The 16,248-nt window shown below is 37.8% G+C and carries 12 protein-coding genes; 1 reads left to right on the top strand and 11 read right to left on the bottom strand.

Going from position 1 to position 16,248, the window contains the following annotated elements:
* Positions 1-7 precede the first annotated feature (7 nt).
* Genes FN817_RS07065 through FN817_RS07045 form a run of 5 tightly spaced genes read right to left on the bottom strand, consistent with a single transcriptional unit; the run spans position 8 to position 7,071 of the window.
* On the bottom strand, positions 8-697 hold the full coding sequence (locus FN817_RS07065; protein ID WP_047422177.1) for a c-type cytochrome: 690 nt from the start codon (positions 695-697) through the stop codon (positions 8-10).
* Position 698: 1 nt separating this feature from the next.
* Complete coding sequence (locus FN817_RS07060) at positions 699-1,220, bottom strand: DUF3341 domain-containing protein (protein ID WP_047376185.1); 522 nt, start codon at positions 1,218-1,220, stop codon at positions 699-701.
* Positions 1,207-2,604, bottom strand: a complete 1,398-nt coding sequence (gene nrfD / locus FN817_RS07055; protein ID WP_047380200.1) for an NrfD/PsrC family molybdoenzyme membrane anchor subunit — start codon at positions 2,602-2,604, stop codon at positions 1,207-1,209. Before nrfD ends, FN817_RS07060 begins: the two co-directional genes overlap by 14 nt.
* A 25-nt stretch (positions 2,605-2,629) precedes the next feature.
* The gene (locus FN817_RS07050; RefSeq protein WP_142717319.1) at positions 2,630-5,689 is read right to left on the bottom strand and encodes a TAT-variant-translocated molybdopterin oxidoreductase; all 3,060 of its coding nucleotides are present in this window, start codon (positions 5,687-5,689) and stop codon (positions 2,630-2,632) included.
* Between the two features lie 23 nt (positions 5,690-5,712).
* Positions 5,713-7,071: a c-type cytochrome gene (locus tag FN817_RS07045; RefSeq protein WP_142717318.1), complete on the bottom strand. Its 1,359-nt coding sequence runs from the start codon at positions 7,069-7,071 to the stop codon at positions 5,713-5,715.
* A 184-nt stretch (positions 7,072-7,255) separates the two neighbouring features.
* Between FN817_RS07045 and FN817_RS07040 the strand changes: the two genes are divergently transcribed.
* Positions 7,256-7,813: an SPOR domain-containing protein gene (locus tag FN817_RS07040; RefSeq protein ID WP_142717317.1), complete on the top strand. Its 558-nt coding sequence runs from the start codon at positions 7,256-7,258 to the stop codon at positions 7,811-7,813.
* Between the two features lie 56 nt (positions 7,814-7,869).
* Here FN817_RS07040 and FN817_RS07035 read toward each other — a convergent pair whose 3' ends face one another.
* The 6 genes from FN817_RS07035 to FN817_RS07010 all read right to left on the bottom strand — a co-directional run bounded on the left by FN817_RS07035 (position 7,870) and on the right by FN817_RS07010 (position 16,015).
* On the bottom strand, positions 7,870-9,147 hold the full coding sequence (locus FN817_RS07035) for a DUF6080 domain-containing protein (protein WP_228451497.1): 1,278 nt from the start codon (positions 9,145-9,147) through the stop codon (positions 7,870-7,872).
* A 74-nt stretch (positions 9,148-9,221) separates the two neighbouring features.
* Complete coding sequence (locus tag FN817_RS07030) at positions 9,222-10,085, bottom strand: T9SS type A sorting domain-containing protein (protein ID WP_167498822.1); 864 nt, start codon at positions 10,083-10,085, stop codon at positions 9,222-9,224.
* Between the two features lie 82 nt (positions 10,086-10,167).
* Positions 10,168-11,709, bottom strand: a complete 1,542-nt coding sequence (locus FN817_RS07025) for a protein adenylyltransferase SelO (protein WP_142717315.1) — start codon at positions 11,707-11,709, stop codon at positions 10,168-10,170.
* Positions 11,710-11,784: 75 nt separating this feature from the next.
* A complete protein-coding gene (locus FN817_RS07020) occupies positions 11,785-14,163 on the bottom strand; it encodes a transglycosylase domain-containing protein (RefSeq protein WP_047422183.1) in 2,379 nt (792 codons plus the stop codon).
* Between the two features lie 6 nt (positions 14,164-14,169).
* On the bottom strand, positions 14,170-14,634 hold the full coding sequence (locus tag FN817_RS07015; protein ID WP_142717314.1) for a gliding motility lipoprotein GldH: 465 nt from the start codon (positions 14,632-14,634) through the stop codon (positions 14,170-14,172).
* Positions 14,627-16,015 (bottom strand): PSP1 domain-containing protein, encoded by a 1,389-nt coding sequence (locus FN817_RS07010; protein WP_142717313.1) that lies wholly within the window; start codon positions 16,013-16,015, stop codon positions 14,627-14,629. The genes FN817_RS07015 and FN817_RS07010 overlap by 8 nt, the downstream gene beginning before the upstream one ends.
* Between the last annotated feature and the right edge of the window lie 233 nt (positions 16,016-16,248).

The following is a 16,248-nucleotide window of genomic DNA, read 5'->3' as shown; positions in this document are numbered from 1 at the left end:
TCTTTTCTTATTTTTTAGTTTCGGTAGTCGTTTCAGTTGTTGCTGGTGCCGCCGCTGTAGCTGCTGCCGGTGCTGCTGCTCCTTTTTTGAAAGCGCTCATCACATACATTGCTACTCTCCATCTGTCTCCTGCGTTCAATTGTCCCGCATAAGATCCCATGGCATTTCTACCGTTTGTTAATACATAATGAACAGATCCTACAGTAATTTCTCTGTCAGCATAGTTTGGTACTCCAGAGAATGCTCCACTTTGAACGATAGGTCCTTGTCCATCACCTCCTGTACCGTGACATGCAGCACAAGTGTGATCAAACAATATTTTACCTCTTTCAAGATCCTTAGCTGCGTTAGCAGGGTTCAAAGGAGATACTGTAAGTTTTTTAGAAGCGTCATACCCTGCGTTGTACTCGTCAACATTTTTAGGCAGTAAGCTTTCTTCAAAAACACCATCTTTATTTTGAGAAACTGATCCTTCTACAGGAGAAAGACCTGTTGCACCACTATTTTTAACAAAAGCAGGAATTTCATTTTCATGATCTGAATAAGCATCCTGTGCTTTCATCAATGGATCATAAGCAACCGGAAAATACATGTCCGGGAAATATACCAGCGGAGTATTCTCCTTTGGTCCGCAAGAGTTAAGTAAAACCGTTGTTAAACCTAAAACTGCTGTAATTTTTAATACATTCTTTTTCATTTTAAGCGTCTTTAACAGTTATTTCTTCAACTCCAGTTTCAATAAGCAACTGTTTTACAGATTCTACATCTTCAGTTACAAATTCCATCATGAATTTATCATCAGTAGTTCTCGGGTCTGGGTTCTGAGCAGGAGCTCCCGGATACATTTTGTTTCTAACCAAGAAAGTTAAAGACATCATGTGAGCAGCACAGAATACCATTAATTCGAACATTGGAACTACGAATGCCGGCATGTTGTGTGCCCAGTCAAAAGCTGGTTTACCACCGATATTCTGCGGCCAGTCGTGATTCATCACATACCAAGTTACAGTAGCACCAATAGTAACACCGTAAAGAGCATATAAGAATGCGGCATCAGAAATTCTAGTTTTCTTTAACCCTAAAGCCTTGTCTAGTCCGTGAACCGGAAACGGAGTATATACTTCGTTTATCGCGATTCCTTTATCGTTGAATGCCTTAACGCCGTTCATTAAATCGTCGTCATCAGCATAAAGTCCGTATACAATTTTAGTGGTGCTCATCTCCTTCTTTTGCTTTATAAGTTTCACCTGAGATTTTCAAAATCGATTTTAATTCAGCCTGTGCAATTACAGGGAATGTTCTTGCGTATAATAAGAATAATACAGAGAAGAATCCGATAGTTCCCAAATATACACCCACATCAATGATCGTTGGCTTAAACATTGTCCATGATCCTGGTAAGTAGTCTCTAGAAAGGTTGATAACGATGATATCAAAACGCTCAAACCACATACCGATGTTGATGATTAATGCAACAATGAATGTCCAGATAATGTTCGTTCTAAGTCTCTTGAACCAGAATGAAGCAGGAACAACAAGGTTACAGATGATCAATGACCAGAATGCCCACCAGTAAGGTCCTACAGCAGCACCTGGAGAAAGATATGTGAAATCTTCAAATCTAGATCCTGAGTACCATCCGATGAAATATTCAGTAGCATAAGCTACAGTTACCATACCACCTGTAAGGACGATTACGATGTTCATAATTTCGATATGATACATTGTGATATATTCTTCTAAGTGACAAACTTTTCTTGCAATTAACAATAGGGTCTGTACCATTGCAAATCCTGAGAAGATCGCACCAGCTACGAAATAAGGAGGGTAGATTGTTGAGTGCCATCCTTTAATAACTGAAGTTGCGAAGTCAAAAGATACGGTAGTGTGTACTGAGAATACAAGTGGAGTAGCCAAACCTGCAAGAACCAAAGAAAGTTCTTCGAATCTTTGCCAGTGTTTTGCTTTACCACCCCAACCGAATGCAAGGAATGTATAAATTTTCTTAGTCCAAGGAGTTTTCGCTCTATCTCTGATCATTGCAAAGTCAGGGATTAGTCCCATGAACCAGAATACAGTTGATACTGAGAAATACGTAGAGATTGCAAATACGTCCCAAAGTAGAGGAGAGTTGAAGTTCCCCCAAAGAGAACCGAATTGGTTTGGTAAAGGGAATACCCAATATCCAACCCAAACTCTACCCATGTGGATTACAGGGAAGATTGCTGCCTGTACAACCGCAAAGATCGTCATCGCCTCTGCAGATCTGTTTACAGACATTCTCCATCTCTGTCTAAATAATAATAATACTGCGGAGATTAGGGTCCCGGCGTGACCGATACCTACCCACCATACGAAGTTGGTAATATCCCAACCCCAGTTAATAGTTCTGTTAAGCCCCCATGCTCCAATACCTGTCCCGATAGTGTAAGCGATACAGCCGAATCCATAGAGGAATAGAACTAGTGCAGCATATAATGAGATCCACCATAATTTACCTGCTCTTTCTTCGATAGGTCGTGCGATATCTTCTGTAATATCGTGATAAGTTTTGTGACCAATAATTAGAGGTTCCCTTATCGGAGCTTCGTAATGTCCTGACATTTTTTACCTATTTATTATTTAAACTTTATTTTTCTACTCTGTTTCTTACTTTAGTATGATAGAACACATTTGGTTTTGTTCCGATCTCCTCTAGTAAATAATATCTTCTGTTAGAAGCATATTGCTCTCTAATTGCAGAATCTTTATCATTCATGTCTCCAAATGTCATTGCTCCTGTAGAACAAGCTTTAGAACAAGCAGTCTGGAATTCTCCATCCTTCACTTTTCTTCCCTCCTTCTTAGCCTCAAGAATCGTATTCTGAGTCATTTGGATACACATTGAACATTTCTCCATTACCCCTCTAGTTCTTACAACTACATCCGGGTTAAGTACCATTCTTCCTAAATCGTTGTTCATGTTGAAATCGAACTTGTCATTTAGGTTATAAGTAAACCAGTTGAAACGTCTTACTTTGTACGGACAGTTGTTTGCACAATATCTTGTACCGATACATCTGTTGTAAGCCATATGGTTTTGACCTTGCTTACCGTGTGAAGTAGCCGCTACCGGACATACAGTTTCACATGGAGCGTGGTTACAGTGCTGACACATTACAGGCTGGAAGATTACATCCGGGTTGTCTGCAGGGTGGTTTAATGCACCTCCGTCTCCGAAAGCAGTACCATACAATTCAGGTACAGCCATTCCTTCTTTCAATCCTTCGTATACTTCTACTTTTTGTCTTGAAGAATAGTAACGGTCAATTCTTAACCAGTACATATCTCTTGACATTCTTACCTCTTCTTTACCTACTACAGGAACGTTGTTCTCCGCCTGACAAGCAATAATACATGCTCCACAACCAGTACAAGAGTTCAAGTCAATAGATAAGTTGAAGTGAGGACCATCTGTATCATCGAAAGCATCCCAAAGGTCAATTTTTCTCGCTGGAAGTGCCCCGCTGATCGTGTGGTATTCCAAAGGCTTATTCCATCCTTTGTGCTCATCATCAAAAGCAACGTTAATGAATTCAGCTAAAGGAACTTCCTTCGCAATTTCATAACGACCCATTAATGTATTTTGAAGCTGGATCCCTGCAAATTCGTGATCTTCTCCTGTTTTTTCAATTTTAACACCTGAAAGAACAAGGTTAGAACCATCAAATAAAGGATAAGCATTTACACCGGTATCTGCAGTTGCTCCTGAGTTTTTCTTACCATAACCAAGTGCAAGACCTACAGATCCTTCAGCTTGTCCTGGCTGTACAAATACAGGAACGTTTTCTATTTTTACTCCGTTTACAGTAAGGTTTACAATAGAACCATCTAGCTGCATTCTTGCATTAAGATCGTTGTCAATTGCAAATTTCTCTGCATCTTTAGGAGAAATTGTAAGGTAGTTATCCCAAGACATTCTTGTAATTGGGTCTGGTAACTCCTGCAACCAAGGGTTGTTTGACTGAGTACCGTCTCCCATTGAAGTCTTAGTATATAGTACTAATTCTAATTCAGAAGCTTTGAAGTTTCCTAATTCAGCAACAGCCTGTGCACCGTTTCCACCTGTGTAAGATAAAGTTGCCGTGTTTGTAGAAGCGTTGATACCATTATACAATGCTTTGTTGAAAGAAGTACCACCTAAAAGTGAAGCAGAGCTTGCTTTTAAATAATCGTAGTAATTGTTTGCTGCATTGTTTTTACCATTCTTCCAAACCAATAGAGACTCTTCAATCTGTCTTGATTTGTAGATTTTCTGGATAGTAGGCTGCATCAATGAATATACTCCTGTCTGTGGTTCGATATCTCCCCAAGACTCTAGCCAGTTAGCTACAGGAATTACAGCTTTCGCTGCTTTGTACATTTCATTTTTCTTATCTGCTACAGCAACTACGTAAGGAACTTTTGATAAAGATTTTTTGAAATCTTCTCCTTTTGGATGAGAGTAGATAGGGTCTACGTTGTTTGTAACCAATACACCAACTTGTCCACCGTTTACCCATCCTAAGAATTCCTGATATCTTGCACCGTTGAATTCTTTAAGGAAGTTTGCTTTACCAGTAAAAGCTACTGAACCTAATTTTTGGTTGATTAAGTGTGCTAAAACCTGTGCCCCTTTAGAACCGTCAGCAAAAACAACAGCTTTGCTTCCTTTTGCCTTCAATTCGTTAGCAATTTCAGTAGCAGTCTTATCAGAAGTACCACCACCTACAATTGCATTGTAAACTTCAACTAAAGTCTTGTTTACAGCACTTGGTTTTAATCTGTATCTCGAGTCAGCATTAGCACCAGTTAATGACATGTTAGATTCCACCTGGATGTGTCTCAACATGTTTGCTCCCGGTTTTCTAGCTGCTGCATAAGAAGTTTCTAAGCTAGAAGCGTTATAGTCTCCTAAGAAATCAGCCTGGAAAGAAACTACCAATTCAGAACCTTTAAGGTCATAAACAGGTAATGCTCTTTGTCCGAATACTTCCTGAGCTGCATCTAATCCTGCAGAGTAAGGGAAAGCATCATAAGTTACTAATTCAGCTGTAGGATATTTAGCTTTGAATTCAGCGAATAACTTTTTGAAAGTTGGTGAAGCAAAAGAGTGGGATAAAACCACAATCTTTTTGCCAGACGCTTTAGCTTCTTCCAAACCTTTAATAACAAAACTGTCTACTTTATCGAAAGTTTCATCTTTACCGTCTAGTTTAGGCTGCTTTACTTTATCATTATCATAAAGAGAAAGTACACTTGCCTGAGCTCTTGCATTAGTTTTACCTAAATCGCCACCAGCCGGGTTCGGTTCAATTTTGATGGGTCTACCTTCACGGGTTTTTACTAAAACACTAGCAAAGTCGAAACCGTCAAAATATGTTGAAGCGTAATAATTAGGGACTCCCGGAATAATATCATGCGGTTTTACCACATAAGGAATCGTTTTGATTACCGGAGCTTCGCAGGCAGCTAATGTAACTGCTGCTGTAGAGAATCCTAATAATTTCAGGAAATCTCTTCTTGAAGTACTAGATCCGTTTTTCTCAGCATCTCCAAGGAAATCTTCTACCGGAATTTCTTCCTGAAACTCTTTCTGAGCCAGCTTATTATTCAAAGCTGGATCTTTAAGTTCATGAATACTTCTGAATTGTATTTTGTTTGAAGCCATTTATACTTCTAATTTTTTAGTTATTAATAATGACATTTACCACACTCAAGACCTCCAATTGCATCTACAGTGATCTTACCTCCATCTTGTGGATATTGTTTTTTCAACTTGTCATGTAGATTTTTGAAGTACTCTTTATTATAACCGTTGTTCATATCAACTTCAGTCGTTCTGTGGCACTCGATACACCATCCCATAGTAAAGTCGTTAGCCATTTGAACAACATTCATTGTATCAATTTTACCGTGACAAGCTTTACATACAACATCAATTTTGTTGGTAGGATTCTTTTTGTTGAAAGAATTGATGATTGCTTGTTCTCCAGCAATTACGTGCTGTGAGTGGTTGAAGTAAACGAAATCTGGCATGTTGTGGATTCTTGTCCATTCAACCGGTTGTGTTTTTCCTGTGTACTGTTGTTTTGCAGGATCCCAACCTGTTGCAGCGTAGATCTTCTGGATTTCTCCGTCATAGAATGCCTTATCTTTTCCTGGCTCCATGTAGTGATCTGCGTTGTATTCTGAAATTGTTCTGTGACAGTTCATACAAACGTTCATAGAAGGAATTTCAGATACTTTTCCGTATTTAGCACTAGAGTGACATAATTGACAGTCAATTTTCTGTTCTCCAGCGTGAATTTTGTGAGAGAAGTAGATAGGCTGCTCAGGTTTGTACCCTTTGTAAACCCCAATCCACATCAACCAGTTCCATACTCCATAAGCAGCTAAAATAGCAAGGATTGCTAATAAGCCTTTACCAATGTAGTGGAACTTCTCATACATTTCACTGAAAGAACGAACTCTTGTTTCGTTAAGTCCAGCTAAATCTTCAGATTGACCCAGTTTTACCAATTGTCTTAGTTTTACCAAGATCCAAACCAGTAACCCTGCGATCGCTAAAAGTGAAATGATAACAACGTTTGTAGTAGTTTTGTCTGCAGGTGCTGCCGCAGTAGCGTCAGTTGCAGGAGTTGCTTCCGGCTTTTTCTCTTCCGGAGCAGGAGGATTAGTCGTGAAAGCTAAAATGTCGTCAATATCCTTATCTGTAAGATTTGGAAAGACCTGCATTTCAGTCTTATTAAACTTTTCAAAAATCTCATTGGCGTATTTATCCCCAGAAGCTCTAAGAGCTTTGTTGTCTTTGATCCACTTGTGAAGCCAATCTTTGTCTACACCACCTTCTGTCTTTACTCGTTCTACAACCCCCTTTAATGGTGGTCCAACAACTTGTTTGTCCAGCGCGTGACATGCAGTACAATTCGCTTTGAAAAGTTTCTCTCCGTTTTTAGGATCGCCGTCTTGCCCGTAAAATGAAGCACTGGTTGATAGCAATAAGCCTATCGCGATCAACGTTTTTTTATAATGCTTTCTCCAACTAATCATTTAAATTATCTTATGTTAGTAAATTATTGAACATTCAATCAATTCGGCAAAAATAATATTTTTAACAGGAATTTAACGGTATATCCAAAAGGGAAAATATCATTTACGTTTAATTTGTATTGATTCTAAATAACCTGTTTGGTATAGTTTTTTAATTTGTATAAATTTGCGAAAACAAGTTTAAATGAAAAATTTGATTAAAATATTTTCGATATTATCACTATTTGGTTTTTATAATATTGAAGCCCAGCAAGTTGTTAAAAAAGATACCCTTTCAGGTACAGAACTTGTTATGACAATGGATTCCAAAATAAATGCAGCTTTGGAAGGAATTGAAGGAAAATGTGCTAAAGTTACTCCTGCAAATTCTCCTAAAGATTCCGGCTCTAATGATTTTGGAGCTTCTACAGGAATTGTTACAAAACCACCCAAAATCTTTGTGCCGAGCAGAGAGCTTACAAACGCTGAAATTTGTAAGAAAAATCCTAGAATTTTAGGTTTTAAGATCCAGATTACCACTGTGAAAAGTAACGAAGAAGCTAATGAAGTAAAATCTTATTTCAGAAAAAGATTCCCTAATCTTAAAGTGGAAACGGATGCTTCTTTAAGACCCAACTATAAGATTTTGGCAGGAAGTTATTTCACAAAACAAAGTGCAGCTGGTGATCTTTCAAGAATCAGAGAATATTTCAAATCTGCGGTAGCCGTACAGTATAGAATTTTCTGTGCAGAAGCAAAATAAAATTGATTTCATTTCAATATAAAAACAAAAGAGCTGAGAAAATTTCTCAGCTCTTTTTATTGGTAATAAGTTTCCATAAACCAGAAAAACTCTGCCATCCGGAATAAATTGTTCGCAAGCAGATAAACAAATAGTAAAACCACAGTTAATGTTAAAATCGATATTATTTTCGGTGACGATCTATAGGCGTAAAAAAGCCATCCCAAAAGAAGTGGATAGACGAAAACAAAATGTCCTCCATAGATAGATGAAGTATGAAGTCCAAACCTCATCACACAATGAATCACAATGTCAACAAAAAAAGAAATGGCAATAATCTGAACCCATTTGTTTTTGAAATTTTTAAAATAACTCCAAATAATCAGAGTCAATAATATGGTTATAAAAAAGTAGGGAAAGATAGATGAATAAAGGTCCATATACAGTCCTTTAAATTGGTATCCCTTCATGTTGTGTTTATCCGAAATAATAAATCCAGGGAAAAGAATGTTGCCCCCGAAAAAGAAAGAGAGTATCATATCCCATGTTGGCATGGATTCTACATTAGAGAATTTCTCATATTGCTGGTTAGTCTTGGAAAAGATATTCTGATATTTAAAATCAATTCTGTTCAAATAAAGCAAAACAAAGCAGATAGAAGCAATGCTTATCCTAAACACTGCATTTCCGAATTTTCTCCAATCCCTGAAAAGGTTTTTTTCAAAAAGGAGAGGAATGAAAACTTTTACAAAATTGGTAATAGTAAGTCCACCGATAGTAATTCCGGCAAGCGAAAGAGCAATTGCCGGTGTTTTTTCTTCGTTTCTGAGTTTTATAGCTGCGTAATAATTGTATAATGAGAGTAAAAATAGGGTGTAGGTGAAATTTTCCGGAGTAAAGGACAATATGATATTGGTTGAAAAAACGCCAAAAAATAAAATAATTAAAACACTTAACCACAGTGGAAGACAGATAATGTTTTTTAGATATTTGAAAACCTGAACAATGTTTAAGCTGATAATAATATTGCTGAGCCAAGCCAGTGTAAGCCTGAAGTTGGCATTCATTTTTCCGCCAGAAATGAATAATGAAAACTCTCTTACCCAGTTGAAAAAATAATAGGAGAGTGGGTGTCTTTCAAAGCTTCCTCCTGTCATAAGGATAGATTTGTTATCGAAACTGAAATAAGCATCCCATGGAATTCTGCTGTCAAAAATAATTCTGTAATGAAGAGCGATGTATGAACCTAAAATTCCATAGCAGATCATAAAAAAGAGAAAAACTGCCAGCTCGGTGTAAGTGGAAGGGAAAATCAGTTTAAAGAAATTGATGATTTTTGTTTTGATAAAAGACACGTGTCAAATTTTTTGCAAAAGTAAAATAAAAAAACCACCAAAGCTGGTGGTTATAAAAGTTTGTATAAACGTTGTTATTGTTTGATTACTTTTTCTGTTTTTGAAGTTCCATCAGAGAAGTCTACTTTTAATAGATAAACTCCTTTTGGAAGAGAAGAGATGTCTGGAGTTCCGGAATTATTTGTACTCAAAGTTTTACCCGATACATCAATCACTGACGTGCTTTTTATTTTTTTGTCAGTTTTAATGCTGATTTCGCCTTTTGTAGGATTCGGGTAAACAGAGATGTTATCAGCTTTTGTTTTTAAAGCTTCAGATGTACCAAGAGTTCCGTTAGCGATAACCTGTACATCATCAATTGAAACGGCATCAGCATCATTGGCAACATACTGGAATCTGACTTTTACGTTTGCTTGTCCTATGTATGTACTAAGACTTTTCTGTACAGTAACTGTGTTATAAAAATCAGTGTCTACATTACCATCACCGTCATCAGTAAAGCCGGCCTCGCTATCTTCATTCCAAAGAGTAGTCCAATTGGTTCCTCCATCTGTTGAGATCTGTGCAAGAAGGTTTCCTTTGTTCAGACTTATCATATAGCCCCAGCCAACTTTTACTTTGAAACTTAAAGTTGGGCTTGTAGCTCCAGCTAAACTGAATGCGGGGCTTACGAGATTTGCAGTGTTGGCTCCGGAAACCCAGTCAATAGTAGCAGAATTATTCCCGGCAATAGTAAACCTTGTTTTTAGTTCAATAGAAGATGCTGAAGTTCCGGAAAAAACAGAGCTGGTTAAATCCCATGCTCTTAAGGCGTTTGTATTAGATTTAGTCCATCCTGTTGGAGGAAATGTCGCTCCTTCGAAGCTTTCCGAAAGTAATGTTTGGGCATTGCTGTAAAAGCATGATGCCAATGCTAAAGAAAGTACAATTTTTTTCATATTAAAGATTTTTATAAATGTAGTAAAAATATTTAATATGATGATAATATGATAATTAGATGTGTTGTTTGTTGTTGGAATCTTATGAACTGCAAGAAAGTGTTGAACACCCTGCGGTATCGTCATAGCCGGATGGCCTTTTGACGGAGAACTCAGGATATAATTCCTGATAAGGAAATTCCAAAGCTTGGGTGAGTTTTTCCAGCATTTCTTTTTTGCCGTTATTGATCTCTTCAATACATTCGTAAAGGAGATAATTTCTCAGGATGAATTTTGGATTTGTTTTTTTCATTATGGCTAGTGAAGCCTCTTTTGATATAGAATTTAAATCTAACCTTGCTTCATAATTCTTAATGAAGCTGCTAAGTTTTTCCAGCATTTCTTCATTTAAAGCGATATAAGAAATCTCTTTAAAATGTTCTTTGATATCAGTATCCGGAGTTATTTTTTCCAGCTGACTGAAAAAGAGCGTATAGTCTAGCTGAAGTTCCTGCATTAATCCCTGCCAATTGGTGAAGAAATCCTCATCTTCTTTTTGTAGCTGATCAAATCCGAATTTTTTACAAAGCATCTGATCATGAGCCTCCCAGAAATACGTTCCAAAATTATTTAAAGTGTCTTCTAAAAACTTTTCATCTTTAATTAATGGATGAAGTGCATTGGCAAGCTGCCAGAGATTCCATTGGGCAATCTGTCCCTGCTTTCCGAATGCATATCTTCTTCCCGGAAGGTCTGTGGTATTGGGGGTGAAATTCAAATCATATTCATCCATCATGGAGTAAGGTCCGTAATCAATAGTTAACCCCAGAACAGACATATTATCTGTGTTCATCACTCCATGTACAAATCCTACTCTGAACCATTCTACCATTAAGTCTGCGGTACGGGTACATATATTCTGAAAGAAGTCTTTGTATTTCTGAATGTCTGATGACGCGATTTCCGGAAAATAATTTTCAATAGTAAAATCGGCAAGTTCTTGCAGGCTGTTGTATTCCCTTTGAGCAGACATCAGTTCAAAATGTCCGAAGCGCAGGAAACTTTCAGCAGTTCTGATGACCACTGCACCTTTCTCAAGCTGAGGATTTCCACTGTACATAATATCGCGCATTACATCTTCACCCGTAAGAGCCAGGCTGAGTGCTCTTGTTGTAGGAACTCCTAAATGATACATAGCTTCACTCATCAGATATTCACGTACAGAAGATCTTAATACAGCTCTTCCGTCAGCATGTCTGGAATAGGGAGTTGCTCCGGCACCTTTCCATTGGATTTCTGTCTTTTTTCCAGCCTCATTTGTGATTTCACCTGCAAGGATTGCTCTTCCATCCCCAAGTTGACCTGCCCAGTTTCCAAACTGATGGCCTGCATAAGCGGTAGCGTAAGTTTGAACATTATCCGGGAGGTTATTTCCAACCAGAAAGTCGAGATCTTTATCTTCAAATTTTCCTAATCCTATTTCTTCGGACAAGACTTCATTAAAAGCAATCAATTCAGGTTGACCAAAACCGGCTGGTTTGATAGTAGAAAATAAAACCTTTGGGGTGTTTCTCTGCATGGGGTTGTTTGAAAAATCACCTGGGAAATTCTCGATGAAAGGTTGTCTGATGCGTTCGATATTCATACTTCAAAGGTATTAATTATAAAAGAAAAGACCTTCCAAATTATTGAAAGGTCTTGTGTATTTCTAAAAGAGAATTTATTTATTGAAATCTACTTCATCATTGGAATGAAGATTTTCATTGATGTTGTCCTCTTTCTTTTCTGTTGGTTTTTTAGGCGTAGGATCTGCCGGCCTTGGATTTTTGATCTCATCGATCGTCTGAAGGCTTCCGTCATCTCCGTATCCTCCGCTTAATCCTTTAAGGTTTGAGCAGCCGTCTTTCCAATCGGAAGGTTTAACAAACTTATCATCAGGGGTAACTCCTAAACTTTTATCTGCCCATACTTTCTTCATGAAGATCGCCCAGATTGGCAACGCCATTTTTGCACCCTGACCTTCACCGGTTCCAAAGAAGTGAGTTGCTCTGTCTTCCCATCCAACCCATGCTCCGGTTGCTAATTTTGGTGTGATTCCCATAAACCATCCATCGGAGTTGTTCTGAGTTGTTCCTGTTTTGGCAGCAATTTCTACTGCTTTTGAAATTCCTCTTCTTCCCAGCTCTCCGGAAGCGGTTCCGTACTGTGCAACACCTTTCATCAGTTCGATCATGGTGTAAGCGTACATTGGGTTCATTACCTCTTTTGGCTCTACATTTACTTCTTTAATTACTCTACCGTTGGCATCTTCAATTCTCCAGATCATTTCCGGTTTATTGTAGTTACCATAGTTGGCAAAAGTACTGTAGGCACCAAGCATTTCATAAATAGTAATGTCAGATGAACCTAAAGCAATTGTATTGTTTCTCGGAATATCTTCTGTTACTCCAAGATCTCTTGCAGTCTGGATTACAGCATCTACTCCTGTCATTTCAATAAGTCTTGCAGCAACAGGGTTTTGAGAGTGTGCCAAAGCGTCTTTCAAAGTAAGCATTCCTCCTCTTCCCGGCACATGCCATCCGTTATGATCATAAGTTCCGTTAGAAACTGCTGAACAAGGAGTCATTCCCAGTTTCATGATAGCAGTGGCATATACGAAAGGCTTGAAGGTAGATCCTACCTGTCTCTTACCTTGCTTGATGTGGTCATATTGGAAGTGCTGCCAGTCAATACCTCCTACCCATGCTTTGATCTCTCCGGTTCCCGGAACCATAGACATCAGACCTGCCTGCGCAATTTGTTTATGGTATCTGATGGAATCCCAAGGAGACATTTCAACTTCCTCCTCTCCATTCCATGTGAATCTTGAAGTTTTGATAGGTTTCTTGAATTCCATCATAATGGAGTCTTCTGGCATTCCGTCAGCCTTTAACAGCTTGTATCGGCCGGTTCTCTTCATCGCCTGAAGCATCACATCTTTGATCTGTTTGTCATTAAGATAGTAGAAAGGTCTGTTTTTTCTTCCTCTTTGTTCTGCATCAAATCTCTTCTGAAGATCCGTTAAGTGTTCTTTGATTGCTTCTTCTGCATACTTCTGCATCTTGGAATCAAGGGTGACATATATTTTTAAACCGTCTTTGTAAAGGTTAAGTTTTTTACCGGTTTCTTTTTCATGAGATTCAAGATACTTGTCAATCTCTTTTCTCAGATAGAATTTGTAATAAGCCGAATATCCGTCAGTAATACTTTTGATAGGGTGGAAGTCTACTTCAATAGGAGTATTGGCTGCTTTTTCATAAGTGGCAGCATCAATATATCCGGTTTTCTGCATCTGATCCAATACCACATTCCTTCTTTCTTTTGCCTTTTCAGGGTATCTGTAAGGGTTGTTTTTTCTTGGGTTCTCAAGCATTGCTACAAATGTTGCAGCCTCAGGTAATGTAAGTTCCGAAGTCTTTTTGTTAAAATAAACTCTGGAAGCCATTTCAATACCGTTAGCATTGAAAAGGAAATCAAATTTATTGAAATAAAGAGTGACAATCTCTTCTTTGGTATATCTTTTCTCAAGGCTTACCGCTACTACCCATTCTTTTAATTTCTGGAATGCCCTTTCAATTTTATTTTGAGAAGCATTTCCTGTGAAAAGAAGTTTTGCCAGCTGTTGAGTGATTGTAGAACCTCCACCACGGCCACCGCCATACGCTACCGCTCTGGCAATAGAATATAAGTCGATTCCTGAATGTTCTTTGAAACGCTCATCTTCTTTAGCCTGAAGGGCATAGATAAGGTAAGGAGGAAGATCCTTATAAACGATGGGCTGTGTTTTTTCCTTTTCGAATTTACCCAGCATAACTCCATCCGAAGAAATAATTTCTGAAGCGACAAAGATGTCAGGGTTCTCAAGCTCTTTTACATCAGGCATTTCCCCAAGGAATCCTTGAGAAACTGCAAAGAAAAGTCCCGAAATTCCCAGAACTACCGCAACGAGTCCAATCCAAATAAATGAGACCCATTTTTTCCAGGAGGTATCTTTCTTTTTTTTAGGAGGCAGAGGAAAAGTTTTTCCCTTATTTCCTGCATTTTTTTTGTTTTCTTCCATTTATGGTTACGGTTTAGCCGTTTCTATTTTTACCCCAATATCCTCAATTCCCGAAAGGTTGTCATTTCTCATTGCCTGGATCAGGCCGATTTCATATTTTCCCTTTCCCGGAAACAGATAATTCAATTTATACTGAAACAAAGTTTCCTTTGTATCACCAAAGCCTGTACCAAGCCATTCTCCATTTGGTTTTGCCAGCACATAATTCAAGGTGTCAGTTTCCTTTTTCTTGTTCTGGAGATTGGTGAAATTCACAATAAACCTTATATTACTGTAAGGATAACTGTTATTGTTTCTTACGACAAATATAATATTTTTAGGATTTTGCGGATCTGAAATTTCAAGATTAAATTTTTGCTCATTTTTCTTATTCCATTTGTTATTAACGGAATTCATGATGACATCTCCTCCTGAGGAAGAGTTACAGCTAAAGAAAAGGATAAGGGAAAATAATCCTAAAATTTTATGCATTATTATCTTTTTTTGGAGGATATTTCTTTTTAAATTTCTTCTTGTTCGGATTGTTTTGTGGCTTCTTATCATCACCAGGGTTACCCTCTGCTTTTTCCACAGGTGCTTTTTGCTGTGGATTTTGTTTCTGAGGTCTGGGTTGATTTCCAGATTGAGCATTAGGGTTTTCGGACTTTTCAGATCTGTCTTGTCTCTCCGGTCTGTTTCTTTTTTGACCTTGTGGCTGTCCTTGTTGTCCCTGTTGATGGTTGTTTGACTTATTCTGGGTGTTTCTGTTCCTGTTTCCTCTGTTTTTCTTTTCAAAACGATCTACGCTGTTTTCCTGGATCAGATCAATATTTTGAGTAGAAGCTTCCGGTTGTTTCAGGTCTTCAAGAGGAAGAATTTTTTCTCCTCTTTTATTTTTCGATATCAGTTTTTTAACAAGGTCGATATCAAAATCATACCATGCAATGGAACTGTCTACATAAGCAAACCACATTTTCTTTTTAAAGACATCAATTTTGATACAAAATGCTTTTCCTTTCTCTGTTTCTAAAGTGGTTGAAGAAGAAGGGAAATTGCTTAATGCATCCAAATAGCTGTCCAGCTCATAGTTAAGGCAGCATTTAAGCTTACCACATTGTCCTGCAAGCTTTTGAGGGTTAATACTCAACTGCTGATATCTTGCGACATTGGTGTTTACAGATCTGAAATCCGTAAGCCATGTAGAACAGCAAAGTTCACGTCCGCAAGATCCTATTCCACCTACTTTTGCAGCTTCCTGTCTGAAGCCGATCTGTTTCATATCGATCTTGGTACGGAATGCTCCGGCATAATCTTTAATTAACTGTCTGAAATCCACCCGGTTTTCAGCGGTGTAATAAAAGGTGATTTTTGAAGAGTCACCTTGGTATTCCACATCAGTAACTTTCATTTCAAGGCCTATTCTCTGAGCAATTTTTCTTGCTTCAAGCTTTACACCGTCTTCTTTTTTTCTTGCTTCCTGCCATACCTCAAGATCTTTTTGGTTGGCCTGTCTGTATATTTTGAGTGCCAATTCTTCAGAAAACTTTTTCTTTTTCATCTGAATCTTTACTAATTCTCCCGTAAGGCTTACAACGCCTACATCGTGTCCCGGACTTGATTCTACTGTAACTACACTACCAATATGTAAAGGAATATTATTTACATTCTTATAAAACGATTTTCTGTCATTTTTAAACCTGACTTCTACAAAATCACACCTGTTAGGTGCTGGATTGTTGATGTCAGATAGCCAGTCAAAAACACTTAATTTATAACTATTCCCGCAGGTATTTACACTTTCACAGCCATTTGCGGTTTTTTTAGGGCCGCAAGAATGTGCAGAATCGCCGGATGTTTTACATCCACAACTCATATTACTATTATTTATAATCTGCAAATTTATGTATTTTTATCTTTATGCAATTCTAAAATACTTAAATAACCTGAATTCGGGGCAAAACATTAATGTATTTTAAGTAAGAATGAAAGCTGAAGACTGGGATAAGCCTGTTATAAGGGAATAGTTGGAGAGGAAGATTTTTTAACTTTAACATTTATTATCATTTGTTCCCCTGTTCTGAATTTTTGAGGTAAGATAATTTTAAC

Source organism: Chryseobacterium rhizoplanae (assembly GCF_900182655.1).
Classification (GTDB): Bacteria; Bacteroidota; Bacteroidia; order Flavobacteriales; family Weeksellaceae; genus Chryseobacterium; species Chryseobacterium rhizoplanae.
The sequence above is the reverse complement of the archived record's forward strand: the minus strand, read 5'-3'. Positions and strand labels throughout refer to the sequence as shown.

What these genes read in the sequence shown, in the direction of transcription:
- FN817_RS07065 (WP_047422177.1), bottom strand. Translation starts at nt 697, where the DNA reads ATGAAAAAGAATGTATTAAAAATTACAGCAGTTTTAGGTTTAACAACG.
- FN817_RS07060 (WP_047376185.1), bottom strand. Translation starts at nt 1,220, where the DNA reads ATGAGCACCACTAAAATTGTATACGGACTTTATGCTGATGACGACGAT.
- nrfD (WP_047380200.1), bottom strand. Translation starts at nt 2,604, where the DNA reads ATGTCAGGACATTACGAAGCTCCGATAAGGGAACCTCTAATTATTGGT.
- FN817_RS07050 (WP_142717319.1), bottom strand. Translation starts at nt 5,689, where the DNA reads ATGGCTTCAAACAAAATACAATTCAGAAGTATTCATGAACTTAAAGAT.
- FN817_RS07045 (WP_142717318.1), bottom strand. Translation starts at nt 7,071, where the DNA reads ATGATTAGTTGGAGAAAGCATTATAAAAAAACGTTGATCGCGATAGGC.
- FN817_RS07040 (WP_142717317.1), top strand. Translation starts at nt 7,256, where the DNA reads ATGAAAAATTTGATTAAAATATTTTCGATATTATCACTATTTGGTTTT.
- FN817_RS07030 (WP_167498822.1), bottom strand. Translation starts at nt 10,085, where the DNA reads ATGAAAAAAATTGTACTTTCTTTAGCATTGGCATCATGCTTTTACAGC.
- FN817_RS07025 (WP_142717315.1), bottom strand. Translation starts at nt 11,709, where the DNA reads ATGAATATCGAACGCATCAGACAACCTTTCATCGAGAATTTCCCAGGT.
- FN817_RS07020 (WP_047422183.1), bottom strand. Translation starts at nt 14,163, where the DNA reads ATGGAAGAAAACAAAAAAAATGCAGGAAATAAGGGAAAAACTTTTCCT.
- FN817_RS07015 (WP_142717314.1), bottom strand. Translation starts at nt 14,634, where the DNA reads ATGCATAAAATTTTAGGATTATTTTCCCTTATCCTTTTCTTTAGCTGT.
- FN817_RS07010 (WP_142717313.1), bottom strand. Translation starts at nt 16,015, where the DNA reads ATGAGTTGTGGATGTAAAACATCCGGCGATTCTGCACATTCTTGCGGC.